We start from the raw sequence: 17,574 nt of genomic DNA on the forward strand, positions 1-17,574 counted from the left end.
GTTCATCGGAGACTTGCTCGGAGGGGCAGGAGGTAGAAGTGACATTATTTGAACAGGTAAAAGAATGTGTGACAGCCAGACAGGCTGCGGAGCATTATGGGATTAAAGTAAAAAGAAATGGAATGGCATGTTGTCCGTTTCATAAAGACCGGCATCCAAGTATGAAGGCAGATAAAATATATCATTGCTTTGCATGTGGAGTGGGTGGCGATGCAATAGATTTTACAGCAAGGTTATTTGGAATATCACAGTATGAAGCTGCGAAAAAGCTGGTAGAAGATTTTGGACTGGATATTAAAGTTGAAAACAGAAGTAAATATGAAAGGACGCCCCGAAACAGGGCTATCTTAAAACAAAAGCAGTCGAAAGTTGTGATGATCAGAGAAAAACTGGAACAGTGGTTGAAACATGCAACAGACGTGCTGATCAGATATCTGAAATGGATTCAGTTCTGGAAAGAGTTTTACAAACCAGAACCAGAAGAAGAGTGGCATGAATTATTTACGGAGGCATTGGCAAATGAAAGAAAGATAAATGACTATCTGGACGTGCTGATGTTTGGAACAGGAGAAGAAATTGTAGAATTTTTCAAAATGAAGAGAAGGGAGGTTGAAAAAATTGAAGAAAGAATTAACGAATATCAGCGAGAAGTCCTTGATGGAATTAGAAGATATTGTGAACGAGGAAATGCTTACAATAGAAGATGTCAATAATATGCTGGAGCATACGGATAAGGGAAGAACAAAGCAGACAATCAGAAACTGTGTAACGGTACTTCAAAATGATCCGGTACTGAAAAAAGCGATTAAACGAAATGAGCTTTCCGGAAGAATGGACATTGTAAAAGAGGTGCCATGGGAGCGGAGAAATAACAGTCCTACGGTTACAGATACAGACGAATACAATCTGAAAATGTATCTGGAAGAGCATTATGAAATAACAAGTGAGCGTGTGATCAAAGCGGGAATAGATATTGTTTCCAATGAAAATAAATATCACCCAATCAGAGATTATCTGGAGAGCCTGGTTTGGGACGGAATTCCAAGAATAGAAAATATGCTTCCGCATTTTATGGGAGCAGAAAAGAGCAAATACACAATCGGAGTAATGAAAATGCACATGTTGGCAGCGATTTCAAGAATTTATGAACCGGGAATAAAATATGACATTATGCTGTGCCTGGTTGGAAGTCAGGGAGCCGGAAAGTCTACGTTTTTCAAATATCTGGCGATAAAAGAAGAATGGTTCAGTGACAATCTGGATCATCTGGATGATGAAAATATTTACAGAAAACTGCAAAATCACTGGATTATCGAAATGGGAGAAATGAAGGCAACTATCACAGCAAAGAATATTGAACAGATAAAATCGTTTTTGAGCAGACAGAAAGAAACTTACAAAGTACCTTATGAAGTTCACCCGGAAGACAGACCACGACAATGTGTATTTTGTGGTACTTCAAATGATCTGAATTTCCTTCCGCTGGACAGAACCGGAAACAGACGATTTGCTCCGGTGATGACAGATATGTCGAAAGCAGAAGTTCATATTCTGGATAATGAAGCAGAGAGCAAAGCTTATATCGAACAGGCCTGGGCGGAGGCAATGGTACTGTATCGACAGGGAAATGTGTTCTTAGGATTCACAAAGGAAATTGAGGAAGAGGCAAAGCGTCTGCAAAAAGAATTTATGCCGGAAGATACCAATGCCGGAATCATACAGGCATTTCTTGATGACTACGATGACGAGTATGTATGTACCAGAATTCTGTTCGATGAAGCGCTACATCGAACCGGAGAAATGAAACAGTGGGAAGGTAAAGAGATTGCTAATATTATGAACAATGCAATTGAAGGCTGGAAACCACATGGTACACATCGGTTCGGAAAGGAATATGGAATACAGCGTTCATGGAAAAGGATGGAAGATTCTGTGAAGAAAGATAAAGACGGCTTTATGGAAGTACCGGAACAGTTGGAGATACCGTTTGAGTAAAGATTATTGTAAACGATGTAAACGGAACTTGAAGGAAAAACTTAAAAAGTTAACTTTTAAAATCTTTTGAGCCCCGTTTACAAATTCCGTTTACAAATTGGAAAGGAGCAGAAAATGATGAAACAGGGAAGATTAGGATACAACAGTAGTAATGGAAGATATGGATTATTATCATCAGACTTATGGATTGATACAGGATTTCACTGTGGAGAAGGACTGGAAGTGCTGGTAGGTGATGAATGGGTACAGACCAGAATGGAGATGAATCTGGCAAGAGAATGGTATCTGGTGGGGACACCTTATTGTGGAGATCTGGAATATGTGCAGGCAAGGATACCTGGATAAATAGGTCTATGATCCGCTTCGGCTGGTGTAAAGCAGACCTCCACCGGACGTTATGCCCCCGGCAGGGCGCAAGGGGACTTTTGATGGACGGTACGGCTGTCGAAAGTGCTTTTGCGTTACTTTTGACAAAAGTAACAAAACCGCCGTATCCGGCGAAAGTTTCTTAAATATCGCCATGTCTGGCGTAAATAAAAATTATGTGCCATATCTGGCACTCAAACAGAAAAGAGGTGAGAAAATTTATGATGAAAAGAACAATCAGTGGCATGATCGGAGCCGGTTCACTGGCTCATAACAGACGGGATTTTGTAGCAGAAAATGTAAATCCAGACAGAGTACAACTGAACATTTGTTATAAGAATGAGAATCTGAAAGAAGTCTATAAAGAACTGTTTGATGATGCGGTGGAGAGATACAATGCCGGGAAAAGAAAGGATCGGCAAATTGCAAATTATTATGAAAAAATCCGACAGGGCAAACAGGAGAAGCTGTTCCATGAAGTGATCTTCCAGATAGGAAATCGTGAGGATATGGCAGTGGGAACGTCAGAAGGAAATCAGGCTGTAAAGGTACTGGACGAATATGTGAAAGAGTTCCAGAAGCGGAATCCGACACTTCGGGTATTTAACTGCTATCTGCATCAAGACGAAGCTACTCCTCATCTGCATATTGACTTTGTTCCTTATGTGACCAACTGGAAGGGAAAAGGAATGGATACCAGAGTTTCACTGAAACAGGCATTGAAAAGTCTTGGTTTTCAAGGTGGAAATAAGCATGATACAGAGCTGAATCAGTGGATAAATCATGAGAAAGAAGTGCTGGCTGAAATTGCAAAGCAACATGGAATCGAATGGGAGCAGAAAGGTACACATGAAGAACATTTGGATGTTTATAATTTTAAGAAGAAAGAGCGTAAGAAGGAAGTGCAGGAACTGGAACAGGAAAAAGAAAATCTGACAGCAGAGAATAAGGGACTGACTTCTCAGGTTGCAGAAGCAAGAGCAGACATTAAGCTGCTGGAAGAAGAAAAAATTCAGTTCCAGAAAGATAAAGAAACAGCGGAAAAACGTGCGAAGAAAGCAGAAACAGAATTGAAAAAACTGGAGGACAGAAGAGAATTCCTGCAACCGGTGATGGATAATGTCAGCAAGGAAATAAAAGAGTATGGAATGATTAAAACATTTCTTCCGGAAGCTACAGCATTGGAACGTGCGGTAACTTACCGGGATAAGAAAATAAAACCATTATTCATTGAAATGAAAAATAAAATCGGTGCGATGGCTGCACAGGTGAAAGAACTCACAAGAGAAAGAGATAGTTGGAAAAGTAAGTTTCAGAAGAAAAAACAAGAGCATGAAAAAACAAAAAAGGAACTGGCAGAAGTTCAGAAAGATTATCAGAAATTGTCTGGTGAGAAAGAAATACTGCAGGGAATTGCAGACAGATATAACCGACTTTTACGCATGTTGGGGAAAGATATGGTAGAAAGACTGGTGCAGGACGATATCCGGATGCAGGCGGAACTTGAAGCGAAAAAACAGAAAGAGCAGATGCCGAAAAAAATAGGTGACCGCATACAATGGGCAAGAGAACGAAGTGAAGAACACAATGCACAAATTAAGAAGAATAAAGCAAAGTACAGAGGAATGGAGTTGTAAGAATATGACGAAACAGATTTATGATGAAAAGAACGGACTGAGCTACACATTGCATGGAGATTATTATCTGCCAGACCTGGAAATCAATGAGGAGGAACCTACATATGGGAAATATGGAATAATGCGAAAGAAGTTTCTGAAAGAGCACCGGAGTGCAAGGTATCAGTATCTGGTACTGACCGGGAAGCTGACGGAGCATCTGAATCAGGTTGATAAAGAAGTAAGAGAAAAAATTGAAATGTTAGCGGAACAGATGGCTGAACAATGGGGAGTGACGGAAGAATTGAAGATGCGGGATCAGATGGAATGGGTGCGGAGGATGAACAATATTAAGAATGTTGCGGAAGAAATGGCAGAGAAGGGATTTCTATATAAATAAATACAAAATATCGCTAATAGCGATAAAATATCTTGACATAAAATGAGAAGTTGGGTATAATGAAACTACTTTAACGAAGGTATATCCATCCAGAAGATGTAATGTGAGCAGAAATGCTTGGAAGGTTGGACGACCTTAAATTAAACCCGGGCAATGTCGTAATGGTCTAGGAAGAGTAGATGATCTACTGTGATGCCAAGTAAATGTGTTACTGTGATACGAGGTTGCTACGTCTTAAGCGTGTGGATGGAACACGCTTTAATGATAGATTAGTCAGTGATTTGAAAAACTACCTTATTCATAATTCCTTTCTTGGATGGCGTCTTTGTTTACAAAGATGAGAAAGGAGGCAAAAGATATGTTTTGCAGAAAAGTTAAAGCGTTTTTCAAATCCGGTATTGAGAATGTTGTTGCATTTTGTAAGAAACATAAAAGTACAATTGCTAGATTGGCTGGTAAGTTTGTTATCTATGTATGCAAAACAGTTATCGAATATTTATTAGATAACTACTCTTAATACCAACTAATCTATTTTTTTATTTACAGAAATGGAAGAGGATACAATGGGTGAAGCATTAAGATTGTTAAGAATATTTAATGGATATAAATCAGCAGAATTAGCAAAAAAACTGGAATTATCACAGAGCTATGTGTCAGAATTGGAAAATGGGAAAAAACAGCCTACGATGGAGGTTTTAGACAAATATGCGAAAGTGTTTGAAATGAAAAAATCAACATTAATGCTATTTGCGGAATCTTTAGAAGGTGAAGAAATAAAAAATGATAAAAAACAAAGAATTGCTCGTGCCGGAATGAAATTACTTAAAATATTGGAAAAGGTAGGGGAATTTGAAGATGAGTAAAACATACCCTATAGAATTTAGTCCATTGTATAGAATGAGAAACAGAAGAAAGTTGGCTAGAGTACTAAAGCTGGATGAAAAATATTTTAAGCAAAATCATACATACAAATATAATCATTTTTCGGAACCAAAATCTAATGGTATTGGAACTCGAAATTTCATGGTCCCGGAAAAAGAATTAAAAAGTATTCAAAAAAGAATTTGTAAATTAATGAGTAGGATAAAAACACCTGAGTGGGTAATATCTGGAAAAAAGAAACATAGTTATATTTCAAATGCCCGAAATCATTGTAGAAATTATAATGTGAAAACAATGGATATTTCACAATTTTATGATTCGGCAAAAAGAAAATATGTATACAGTATGTTTAAAGAAAAGTTTTTAATGGCAGATGATATCGCTTGGATTATGACAGATCTAGTCATGTGTGGAGGAACGTTACCTACAGGAAGTCCAACGAGCCAACTTGTGGTATACTGGTCTTATAGTGATATGTTTGAAAATATATATGAAATTGCACGAAAATATAAATGTGAGTTTACGTTGTATGTGGATGATATGACTTTTTCATCGAATATTGGTATATCAAAACAGTTGAGAAAAGATGTTGAAGAACTTTTGAATAGTTATTGTTTACATGCAAAGGCAAAAAAAGATCATTACTATCAAAACAATGCATTTAAGAAAGTGACAGGAGTAGGAATAAAAAAAGGGAAATTGCTTGTTCCAAATCAAAAAAGATATGAGATTATTGAAATGTATAAAACCTGCTTGAAGAATAAGGATATAGTTGAGATTGAAAAGCTAAGAGGGTTGCTTATTTCTGCCAGACAAATAGAACCTGATATATTTCCGGAAATTTATAGATTTGTAGAAAAATATAAAGATGATTTAAACTTGTTGGCGAGAAATCGTTATTATCGCAACATGAGAAAAAGGGGAAAAGTTCAAAGGCGTGAAGACGTAGCTTTGGTTTAGAAATAAAATAGATAGGTGGAAGTTGATGTTAGAACAAATTGTGGAGAAAACTAATCAATATATTGAAGAAATGCCAAAAAAAGAGAGAAAAAAATACGGACAGTTCTTTACGAGCATTGAAACAGCTAGATATATGGCTGGATTATTTGTTATACCGGAGCAGACTACAGTAACGTTACTAGATGCTGGTGCGGGATCCGGAATTTTAACATGTGCCATGATCGAACGTTTAGATAAAATAGAGGATATTAAAGAGATTATTGTAACCTGTTATGAGAACGATGAGAATGTATTACCATTGTTGCAGGAAAATCTTCTTTATATGCAGAAATGTTCAAGTAAAAAAATAGATATAAAAATTATAACTGAGAATTATATAACCAGCCAGTATCTCGATTTTAATCATATGTTAGGTGGAAATTGGAATCCGGAAAAATATGACATAGTGATTGGAAATCCCCCGTATATGAAAATATCAAAGGATGCTCCGGAAGCGACAGCAATGCCGTCAGTTTGTTATGGAGCGCCTAATATGTATTTCATTTTTGCGTCAATGGGATTATTTAACCTAAAAGATGCTGGGGAAATGGTTTATATAATTCCAAGGTCATGGACATCAGGAGCTTATTTTAAGAGATTCAGAGAATATTTTTTGTCAGAAGGAAAGATCATTCATATACATTTGTTTGGTAGCAGAAATAAAGTATTTGATAAAGAAAATGTTTTACAGGAAACTATTATAGTAAAAGTTAAAAAGACAAAGGTGCAGCCAGATAATGTTACTATTACATCTACGCATACAAATAAGGATTTTGACCAGTGTACCACATTAGTAGTTCCATATAATCTTGTTGTTTCTGGAAAAGAATTATATGTATATTTGGTTACAAATGAAGAAGAAGTTTCAGTATTGAAGAAGTTGCATCAGTGGGATAAAACGCTTCCGGATATAGGATTAAAAATGAAAACAGGATTGACTGTTGATTTCAGAAATCGAGATATTTTACGAGACGATGTAGAAGAGGGGGCGATACCTTTATTTTATTCACAACATATAAAAGATGGTGTAGTCCAGTTTCCTATTAAAAAGGAGCATGAATATGTTGTGACAGAGCAGAAGGGTTTAATGCAGGATAATCACAACTATTTGTTTGTAAAGAGATTCACAGCTAAGGAAGAACCGAGAAGATTGCAGTGTGGTGTATATTTGTCGAAAAAATTCCCACAGTATTCAAAGATAAGTACACAAAATAAGATTAATTTTATTGATGGGCTACTTACAAATATGTCTGAGTGCCTGGTGTATGGTTTGTATGTGCTGTTTAATTCAACAATTTATGATGAATATTACCGGATTTTGAATGGTTCAACGCAGGTTAATTCAACTGAAATTAATGCAATGCCAGTTCCTGATATTAATATTATTCAGGAAATGGGAAGGAAAATAATGAAAAGCAAAGATATGTCAGAAAAAAATTGTAATATGATATTGGAGGGGTACTGTGGATAAGATTGAAGAAGCACGCGAAATATTGAAATTTGTAGGAATGCCAAAAGCACAGCAGGCAGATATATGTTGTTATGTTTTATTAGCGATGGCTGGAATAAAACCAGATATGTCATGGAGAAATGCAACAAATGAGTGGATTAGAATTCATGATATTATTCAGTTTACAAATTCAAATTATGGAAGCACTTACGCAGAAAATAGTAGAGAAACATTTAGAAAGCAAGCATTACACAGATTTAGAACAGCAGCATTAGTAGAAGATAATGGGAAAGCAACGAATAGTCCAAATTATCGTTATCGCTTAACTAATGAAACAGTGGAATTGTTGAAACACTATCAAAGCGTTGGCTGGAACGAAATATCATCGAGATATATGATGTACCATGAAAGACTAGTTGACATTTATGCATCGAAAAAGGAAATGAAGATGATGCCTGTGAAAATAAATGGGGATGATTTTAAGTTTTCGCCGGGGAAACATAATGAACTACAGAAAGCAATTATAGAGGAGTTTGCACCGAGATTCGCTGAGAATGCAGAGTGTCTATATGTAGGAGATACGATAGAGAAAGATTTAGTGAAAAATATAGATAAACTGAAGAAATTGGGCTTTGAGATTACACTTCATGATAAAATGCCGGATGTCGTATTGTACAGGGAAGACAAAAATTGGATTTATTTTATTGAGTCAGTGACTTCAGTAGGTCCAATGGATCCAAAACGTATTCTGGAAATTACAGAAATGACAAAAGATGTAACCGCTGGAAAAATATTTGTTACGGCATTTTTGGATTTTAAAACTTACAAAAAGTTTTCGGAGGAATTGGCCTGGGATACAGAAGTATGGATAGCTGAAATGCCAGAGCATATGATACATTTGAATGGTGACAAATTTATGGGACCAAGATAAAGTACGGAGGTGGAAAAATGTTTGGAAATTTAATATATTTTAATAAGAAAAAAATAGATCAGTATTCAACTTTGATTAGAGGGAAAAATGTCGAGATTGATATAAAAGAGAATGATAGTGAAGAAAATAAAGTAGCTACATATCTGTTAGAGTGCGCTGAATTTGAAAAATTATTGCAAGATAGAGAAGATTATATTGATTTTGTGGGGGAAACTCCAGATTTATCGATTAAAGAAGTTAGAATTTCATCGATTATTAAAGTTACAGGAGAAATTTACGTTCCAGAACAATTTGATATGATTCAGTTGATTAATGAATATAAAACATATGTAATGGCAGGTATTGATTGCAAAGATCAAGAGGAAAGAAAGATGATTAATCAGGTTTTTGAAAACTCTAAAATGCGTATTCCTATTTTTTGTGAGTTGGGAAGCGAGTGCGATTATTGGCTTGGAATAGGAAAAGCATTACCAGAAAATTTGATGGTTGAATATAATGATTTAGAAGATTTTGAAGGAAAAGAAGTTACAATAATAGCAAGATTAGAATCACGAAAATATTTTAAAGATAAACCTTTGCCAGTATTTGATATATATAAGGATTTCTTAGGCTTAAACAGGGCATTAAGAAAAGAAATAGCGTCTGAAAAAAAAGAAGAATTTGAATGCATTGATGTTGAAGAAGATTATTTAGGATTAGAATTATTGGCAATATACTAAAGAGGGATATGTATGAGAAATGCGATAAAAGAATTTATAGAACCATCCGATTATGAAAAACATAATTTATGGGAAAATGCAATATTTGTATTTGATACAAATGTATTGCTGAATTTGTATAGATATTCAGCAAAAACAAGAAATTCTTTGTTGGATGCATTTGAAAGTTTCAAGGATAGAATTTGGATTCCATATCAGGTTGCTTACGAATATATGAACAAAAGATGTGAGGTAATATATGAAACTGTTCAAAGGTATGAGCAATTTAAAAAAGAAATAGATGCATTTACAAGTAAAGCCATTGAAACATTGAGGTTGACACAGAGTGATGAAGAAGTTTCTGAATTGAAAAGATATTTGTTTAAGTGGTTGGATAGTAATAAAGATAGAAACTTGTTGGTTTTAAGTGCAGAACAAGATGAGATTTTGAACAAGATATTAACAATATTTGAAGGACGAGTGGGAGAAAAAATTTCGGATGATGAATTGATGGCAATCAAAGAAGAAGGAAAAAAGAGGTATGAAAAATCAATACCACCCGGATACAAGGATGATAAAAAGAAAAAGGATAAAGAAGATGATAATAATGCATATGGTGATTTGATAATATGGAAACAGATTATTAAATATGCAAAAGCTACATCAAGGGGAATTATATATGTTACTCATGATCAGAAAGAAGATTGGTGGAACATTGTAAAAGGAAAAACTATAGGACCAAGAATTGAGTTGAGAAAAGAGTTCGTGACGGAAACTCAACAGGAATTTCATATGTATTCTATGCATAGTTTTATTAGCACTTATAATAAAATGAACAATAATTTAATTGATAAAAGTGCAGTTGAAGAAGTAATTGGACTGGAAAAGGCTAATAAAAGAAATAGAAGAGCTAATAGAAATGTCAAAACAATTTCTTTATCGGAAAAAATTGCAAGGACAGAAGAAACTTTGGATAAAATTCAAAACAGAATTGATAGAAGAAGAAAAATCATGGGAGATATTGAAAACAAATATCAAAACCAAGGTATTGAATTACCTGAGAACATTCAGACGCAATATGATAATACAAAAGTGAAAAGACAGGAATTAGAAGAAATTTACGAAGGAAAATTGCGTGAGCTAGAAGGACTTAAGCAGATGGCGAAGATGTCATGATAACACCATGATAACAAAATCCCCCAAAACCATACGGACACAACGGAAAATCCGGATTTTTCCCCACCAATCACACGAAAAATCACTATTTGCACACTGCAATACACCGGTCTGATATCGTGAAGGTGGACGTACTGTAGGATCAGGACGTGTTGCTACAATCATCGAGTAATTTTAGCATAACATCTTAATATAAATATAGAGTACCGCAAGGTACATTGTGTCCAAACGTAAGATACCCCGGAACCGTAAGGTTTCCGGGGTTTTTCTGTTAGAGCCAATGGCGTTGACAGTGTCACACATACATGCTAACATAAATTTAATCGAATAACTATTGACGGAGAAAGAGCCAAAAAACCCCGTCCCCAATGGAGGAAAAAATGTCCGAACTTCAGGCGATCAATGAGACATCATATTTATCTGTCCCAAATGCTCCCGTGTATCGTAAGATCATGAGATGCTTTTACAGAGAATATGAGAAGATGAATTTCAAGATGTATAAAGAGGACATATTTCAGTTGTTAAAAAAGGACGAGTTGTTCCGGGATTATACCATGGAACAGCTGGTCCTTGATTTAGATATGCTGGTAAAATGGAAGAATCTCACACCGATCCAGGATCCGGGAAGGGTTTATACAATAGCGGAATATAAGAACAAACAGTACCAGTATACAATGTCAGAATATGCCGTTGAAATAGAGCGTTTAACAGTAAGACTGGAAAATATATTTGTAGAATCAGGAAATCTTTCTACTAATTTTTTTGTTCGGCTGGAAAAAAGTCTGAATGAGGCGGAGCTTATGCAGACGGCATCGTTAAAAGAAGTAAATGAGTGGTGGAATCTTATGCAGGAGGATTTCCGGAGACTGAATCAGAACTATCAGGACTATCTGCGAGATTTTTATTCCGGTAAATCAGAGCAGCTGATGAAGTCTGTGGAATTTATTGTGCACAAGGATAAATTTATTAAATATCTGAATGAATTTATTCAGGAAATGCAGCGTCATTCCAGAAAGATTGAAAGACTCCTGGAGAAAAACACTCTTCTTATGGAAAATAGTATTCTGGAAAAAGTTGTGCAGAGTGAGCTGGAAATACCACATGCAACTCTGGAAATCAGAGGAAACGCAGAGCCGAGTATAAGAGAGAACGTAATGGGCAAATGGAATTCTCTGAAAAACTGGTTTATAGATTCCAATGGACGTGAATGTGAGTGTAAAAAAGTTCTGAAGATCACCAACGACATAATCAGGAGCATTATTCAGAATGCAGCTCTGATCGTGCAGATACAGAACTGGGGTATCAGCAGAAAAGATGATTATAAAAAATTTCTCCATATGTTTTTGCAATGCGAAGACCTGGATGAAGCCAGAAGACTTTCCGCACATGTTTTTGGCGTGCAGAAGATTCAGCACTTCAAGACCATAGAAGCCAGAGAAGAAGACTCGATCAACAACAGTGTATATGATGAGGAACCTTCAACATATCTGTTGAAACCGCACACGAGGAATTATCGTGAGAAAAAAGATAAAAGAGGATTCGAGGATAAAACATTTCAGAAGATGATCCAGAGAGAAGCATATCTGAAACAGGCGAGGAAGCAGAAAGAAATCGTGATGCATTATATCCGGGATAACAAGATCACATTTTCGGAAATTGACGAAACTGTAGAAGAAAGCACAAGAGCAGTATTTTTACAATGGATATCTCTGGCAAATATGAGTTCACAGAAAACAGGAAGAACGGAATATGGACAGGAGTATCGCCTGACGAGAAAAGACGGAACCTGTGTGCTGAAATGCGAAGATGGAAACCTTGTGATGCCATCGTACATACTGGAGTTTAAATAAGAATGAATGAAGTCAGAACATTGTTGGAAAAATTCTGGATCTGCAAGGATACAGATAAAGAGACTTATTATAAGATAAAAAGAGACATTCCAAACTTTCAGAAATTCATCCGTGAGCAGCTGGGATGGAAACTGATCCACACGGAAAACCTTCTGAAATTAGAAAAAAGGCCTGCACATGCAGAGCCTTATATGGGAATTGAAGAGTTTGCGGAAATCAGGGACTACTGTATTTTTTGTGTGGTTCTGATGTACCTGGAAGATAAGGAAGAACGAGAGCCTTTTCTTTTGTCGGAACTGATCAGTTATGTAGAAACGCAGCTAAAGGAGTATATGACCATTGATTGGACTTCATTTACTCAGAGAAAATCCCTGGTAAGAGTTTTGCAGTATATGGAAAAACTGCAGATGATATGGGCGCGTGATGGACGAAGTGAAGGGTTTGGTTCTGAGGCAGGACAGGAAGTATTATATGAAAATACAGGATATTCGAAATATTTTGCCACGAGTTTTCCCACAGATATTTCCGGATATGAATCCTGGAGAGATTTTGAAAAAACAGATTTTGATGAAATCGAACAGGATAAAGGCGCATCCAGGGTCAACCGTGTTTACCGTCAGCTTGCAGTCTGTCCGGCTATGTACTGGGATGGAAATGAAGATGCAGATGGACTTTATCTGAAAAACCAGCGCCAGTGGGTAGCAAGATATCTCCAGCAGAATCTGGGAGGAAATCTGGATATTTACAGAAACATGGCGTGTTTAACATTGGATGAAAGTGACTGTTATGGGGCAGTGCATCCCAGGGATGCCATGCTGCCGGAAGCAGTGCTTCTGATCTGTGCCAGAATACAGGATGAACTTACAAAGGAAAAACTTAAGAAAGCAGAAAACGAATGTATTTATATTTCAAAAGAAAAATTTTCAGAGCTTGTGCGAAACTGCCGGGAAGAATGGAAAAAGGGATGGAGTAAAGAATTTCGCGAAATGGAAGAAGCAAAGCTGATAGAGACAGTCAGAGTATATATGGAAAACTGGATGTTGATCCGCTGTGAACAGGATCAGGTTGTGATCTTACCGGCGGCTGGAAGGCTTGCAGGTTTTTATCCGAAGGATTTTGAGGGAGGTACAGAAGAGTGAATGACCGTTGGCAGATGAACAGGATCGGATTTGTGAATTTCTGGCTGTATGATGAAGAAATTTTTGAATTCCTGGATGGAAAACTTCTTCTTCGTGGACAGAATGGTTCTGGAAAATCCATTACAACACAAAGTTTCATTCCTTTTGTGCTGGATGGTGACCGCACACCAAGCCGACTGGATCCTTTTGGTTCCAGTGACCGGAAGATGGAATATTATTTTCTTGGTGAAGAAGGAAGAGACGAGGCAACCGGATATCTTTTTCTGGAATTTAAGAAAAAAGATTCAGATGAATACAGGACGATCGGAATCGGTCAGAGAGCACGCCGTGGAAAACCTATGGATTTCTGGGGATTTGTTATTCTTGACGGAAAGAGAATCGGATACGATCTGTGGCTGTATAAAGAAGTTGGAAGCAACAAAATTCCTTATGATAAGAGAGAAATAAAGAATATTCTCGGGGAAGAGAATTTTTTTACAGACAGTCAGAGCGAATATAAAAAACATGTAAATCAGTATATTTTTGGATTCCGTAAAGAAGAGCAGTATGAACAGTTTATCCGGCTTCTTGTAAAGGTGCGTGCGCCAAAACTTTCCAAGGAATTCAAGCCTACAAAAGTATATGAAATACTGAATGATTCGCTGCAGACACTGACGGATGAAGATCTCAGAGCCATGGTAGATGCCATGGAAAAAATGGATGATATTCAGGACAGTCTTCAAACCCTGAACCGGGCATTTTCAGATGTGAAGATCATCCGAAATGAATATACCCGCTATAATCAGTATATGCTTGCAAAAAAAGCGCAGGCATATCTGGAAAAAAAGAAAGAAGTAGAAATTTTTCAGCAGGCTTTTGAAAAACGTGCACAGGAAATAAAGGAAGCAAGGGAAAGCAGTCAGAAGAAAACAGATCTTTTGAGGGAACTGCGGGAAAAAGAAAAACTGGCAGAGACAGAACGGAACGGGCTTCTTGATATGGATCTGGAAGAAATCGATCATAAACTGGAACATGCCAGAAAAGAGAAAGAGGAAGCTGAGCGGAATGAGGCCCGCTGGGAAGAGAAGATCCAGGAATGTAAGACAAGAATCTGGGAAGGTGAGCAGGAACTGAGAGGAATCCAGGATCATCTGGAACAGAAACAGCAGGAGCTGGAAGAGCAGAAAGAAGAAATTCTGGAGCAACAGGAAATTCTGCGGTGGGAGCATCATGAAAAATCTTTTCGCATTATAGAAGAAGAAAACCTTGAAAAAACAGAAGAAATCATCAGAGACCTGGATATGCTGAAAAAACTTATTGAAGAATGCAGACAGATCATTAAGCAGTATGAAATTTTTTCCAGGGAGTACGATGAAATATCCAGCCAGCTGGAAGAATGCAGACGTGAGAAGGCGGAAATAGAGCTGGCGTTGGAGAATGCTCAGAAACAGGTACTGGCCAGTATCGATCAGTGGATCGTGGAGATTTTTGAGTTAAAAAAGAATTCCAGTGAATGGAAACCGGAAGAAGAGCTTCTTCGGAAGCTTCAGGAGAGGATCAGAGTATATCATTCGGTGGAAGATGCAGGGGTTTTACAGGAAATGCTGCGGTTGGATTATGAGCAGCAGAGACAAACGCTTCTGGAGCAGAAAACGGCGAAAGAAAATGAGAAGAAATCCCTGACGGAACAGCTGGAAGAAACGCGGGAAGAACTGGAAACGGTCCGGAATCAGGGTGAGCTGGAACCGGACAGAGATGAGCAGACGGAACGCTCCAGAACTGCTCTGGAAGAAAAAGGAATCACAGCGATACCGTTTTATAAAACTGTGGAATTTTCGGAAGAACTGGATAAAGCTGCCTGTGCAAGGATGGAGGCACAGTTGCAGAAAGCCGGAATCCTGGATGCACTGGTGATCGCGGAAACGGATCTGGAACATCTTAAAGAATTTTTTCCGGAAATGCAGGATACAGTGTTGCATCTTGATAAGATGGGAAATTCGGCTTTTTCCGGATTGAAGGTAAATGAAGAATTATCGCTGGATCTGAGACAGGAAGTTTCCCGTATCCTTTCGAATATTTATGAAGAAGAGAACGGACAGGGGATTTATATCGGAACAGACGGATGGTTCCGGCAGGGAATTCTCACAGGACGGGCAGATAAAAGCAAAGAGGCAGAATTTGTAGGTGTTCTGGCAAGAAAGCGACGTAAAGAACAGAAGATCCGGGAACTGGAAGCTGTTATCCGGGAATTTAATGAGAATCTGTCTGCAGTAGAAGATGAGATTTTAAAGATTGGGAATCGGCTGGAAAAACTTCAGGAAGAGTATAAGAATCTTCCTGGATTTGGAGATATTAATGCTGCACTTTCACAGGAAAAAGAATACAGCCTGCGCCTTCAGATAAAGACAGATGAATACAGACAAAAGAAAGCGAAGGAATGGGAGAAGCTTCAGGAGAAGAACAGAAAATATCAGGAGATGCTGCAAAAATGCAAAGCTTTTCCCTATGGACGGACAGAAGAGGCATATGAAGAAGCAAGAGACGCAGCGGAAGAATACCAGAGTATCTGGCAGGAGGTAAGACAGAATCTGTTACAGATCATCACGGATAAAAGCAGCTGTGAATCAAAGCAGGATGCGATTGCTCGGGATGAGCAGCAGATGGATGATGCTTTTATAGAACAGCGTAATTACATTACAAAAAGAAAAGAAGTGGAGATCCAGATCCGTCAGCTGGAAGAATACTTAAATCGTCCGGACATTGCAGAAAAAGCGAATCGTCTGAAACAGCTTTGGGAAGAACTCAGAAAGATTAAAGACCAGATAAATGACATTGGAAAAGATCTTGCGGTTTTGGCAGACAGACTGGAGCGGATGCAGAAGGAGGAACCGGATAAACGGGCAGAGCTGCAGCAGGAGATCAAAGCAGAGACAACTTTAAGAGGATTCTTTGAGGAAGAGCTTTCCCTGAAGCTTGTGATGGACAGAGAAAATAAAGCGTTGCATGACTGTGCAAGAGAAGCACAAAGCTTTTTGCGTGAAGGTGATAAAAACAGGGAACAGAGTGAATTGTTCCAGTCGTTGTTCCGTGTTTATCAGCAGCATAATGGAAGCCTGACACCTTATGGAACTTCCATAGAAAGCTGTTTTGGCTCAGAAAACAATGTGTCCGGAGAAAAAGGAACAGCTTTACGCAGCCGTGTACGGATCGTATCCACCTGGAAAGGAAAGAGAGTTTACCTGGAGGAATTTTACAATATTCTGAAAACATCGATCGAAGAGACAGAACTGCTGATCCGGGAAAAAGACAGGGAGCTTTTTGAGGATATCCTGTCCCAGACGATCAGCCAGCAGCTTACAGACCGGATCGCTGAAAGCCGGAAATGGGTTGCAGATATGTCTGGACTTATGAAAGACATGGACACTTCCATGGGACTGAGCTTTTCTCTGGAATGGAAGCCACGGAAACCGGAAAATGATACGGAGCTTGACATCGGAGAGCTTGAGAAGATTTTGCTTCGTGACAGAGCACTTCTTACACTTGAGGATATTGAAAAAGTTGCGGCACATTTTCGAAGTAAGATTCAGGCAGAAAAAATGAAGCTGGAAGAAAACGGCGGAGTGGTAACTTACATGGATCTTGTAAGAGATGCGCTGGATTACCGGAAATGGTTTGAATTCCGTATGTTTTATAAACGAGGGGAAGATGCGAAAAAGCTTCTGACGAATGCAGCTTTCAATCGATTCAGCGGTGGGGAAAAGGCTATGGCAATGTATGTGCCTCTTTTTGCAGCAGTGAATGCACAGTATCAGAAAGCAGAAAATAAAGATCATCCACGTATGGTAGCGCTGGATGAGGCTTTTGCAGGTGTTGATGATAAGAATATCAGCAGCATGTTTGAACTGGTAGAAAAACTGGATTTTGATTATATCATGAATTCCCAGTCTCTCTGGGGCTGTTTTGAGACAGTGAAAAGTCTGCGTATCGCAGAGCTGCAGAGACCGCAGAATTCACAGGTTGTTTCTGTGATCTGTTATACATGGAACGGAAGTGAAAGAATTTTAGATGAGCAGTGAGATTGTATGCAATAGCA

Annotated in this window: 14 protein-coding genes; all 14 read left to right on the plus strand. The window is 37.9% G+C overall.

Annotation, left to right across the window (positions count from 1 at the left end; genetic code table 11):
• Positions 1–38 precede the first annotated feature (38 nt).
• The 14 genes from WMO28_RS02780 to WMO28_RS02845 all read left to right on the plus strand — a co-directional run bounded on the left by WMO28_RS02780 (position 39) and on the right by WMO28_RS02845 (position 17,557).
• On the plus strand, positions 39–713 hold the full coding sequence (locus tag WMO28_RS02780) for a CHC2 zinc finger domain-containing protein (protein WP_195565944.1): 675 nt from the start codon (positions 39–41) through the stop codon (positions 711–713).
• The gene (locus tag WMO28_RS02785) at positions 658–1,995 is read left to right on the plus strand and encodes a VapE domain-containing protein (RefSeq protein ID WP_195566048.1); all 1,338 of its coding nucleotides are present in this window, start codon (positions 658–660) and stop codon (positions 1,993–1,995) included. Before WMO28_RS02780 ends, WMO28_RS02785 begins: the two co-directional genes overlap by 56 nt.
• Positions 1,996–2,112: 117 nt before the next feature.
• Entirely contained in the window at positions 2,113–2,340 is a 228-nt protein-coding gene (locus WMO28_RS02790; RefSeq protein WP_035124999.1) for a DUF5348 domain-containing protein, read from the plus strand.
• A gap of 242 nt (positions 2,341–2,582) precedes the next feature.
• Positions 2,583–3,998, plus strand: coding sequence for a plasmid recombination protein (locus WMO28_RS02795; RefSeq protein WP_349055989.1), 1,416 nt, complete (start codon positions 2,583–2,585; stop codon positions 3,996–3,998).
• Positions 3,999–4,002: 4 nt separating this feature from the next.
• Positions 4,003–4,377, plus strand: a complete 375-nt coding sequence (locus WMO28_RS02800; RefSeq protein WP_349055990.1) for a TnpV protein — start codon at positions 4,003–4,005, stop codon at positions 4,375–4,377.
• 563 nt (positions 4,378–4,940) lie between these two features.
• Complete coding sequence (locus WMO28_RS02805; RefSeq protein WP_055260948.1) at positions 4,941–5,240, plus strand: helix-turn-helix domain-containing protein; 300 nt, start codon at positions 4,941–4,943, stop codon at positions 5,238–5,240.
• Positions 5,233–6,219 (plus strand): reverse transcriptase family protein, encoded by a 987-nt coding sequence (locus tag WMO28_RS02810; protein WP_118003820.1) that lies wholly within the window; start codon positions 5,233–5,235, stop codon positions 6,217–6,219. Before WMO28_RS02805 ends, WMO28_RS02810 begins: the two co-directional genes overlap by 8 nt.
• A gap of 25 nt (positions 6,220–6,244) precedes the next feature.
• Positions 6,245–7,729, plus strand: a complete 1,485-nt coding sequence (locus WMO28_RS02815) for an Eco57I restriction-modification methylase domain-containing protein (protein WP_118003821.1) — start codon at positions 6,245–6,247, stop codon at positions 7,727–7,729.
• Complete coding sequence (locus WMO28_RS02820) at positions 7,722–8,639, plus strand: BsuBI/PstI family type II restriction endonuclease (RefSeq protein ID WP_118003822.1); 918 nt, start codon at positions 7,722–7,724, stop codon at positions 8,637–8,639. Before WMO28_RS02815 ends, WMO28_RS02820 begins: the two co-directional genes overlap by 8 nt.
• Positions 8,640–8,656: 17 nt before the next feature.
• On the plus strand, positions 8,657–9,358 hold the full coding sequence (locus WMO28_RS02825) for a hypothetical protein (protein WP_118003823.1): 702 nt from the start codon (positions 8,657–8,659) through the stop codon (positions 9,356–9,358).
• A 12-nt stretch (positions 9,359–9,370) separates the two neighbouring features.
• Positions 9,371–10,513 carry a PIN domain-containing protein gene (locus WMO28_RS02830; RefSeq protein WP_118003824.1) on the plus strand — a complete coding sequence of 381 codons (1,143 nt, stop codon included), beginning with the start codon at positions 9,371–9,373 and terminating at the stop codon, positions 10,511–10,513.
• Positions 10,514–10,893: 380 nt separating this feature from the next.
• Positions 10,894–12,363, plus strand: coding sequence for a TIGR02677 family protein (locus WMO28_RS02835; protein ID WP_349055991.1), 1,470 nt, complete (start codon positions 10,894–10,896; stop codon positions 12,361–12,363).
• 2 nt (positions 12,364–12,365) lie between these two features.
• Positions 12,366–13,502, plus strand: coding sequence for a TIGR02678 family protein (locus tag WMO28_RS02840; protein ID WP_349055992.1), 1,137 nt, complete (start codon positions 12,366–12,368; stop codon positions 13,500–13,502).
• Complete coding sequence (locus WMO28_RS02845; RefSeq protein WP_349055994.1) at positions 13,499–17,557, plus strand: TIGR02680 family protein; 4,059 nt, start codon at positions 13,499–13,501, stop codon at positions 17,555–17,557. The genes WMO28_RS02840 and WMO28_RS02845 overlap by 4 nt, the downstream gene beginning before the upstream one ends.
• Positions 17,558–17,574: the final 17 nt, after the last annotated feature.

Origin of the sequence: Blautia aquisgranensis (genome assembly GCF_040096615.1) — a bacterium.
Taxonomy (GTDB): Bacteria; Bacillota; Clostridia; order Lachnospirales; family Lachnospiraceae; genus Blautia_A; species Blautia_A aquisgranensis.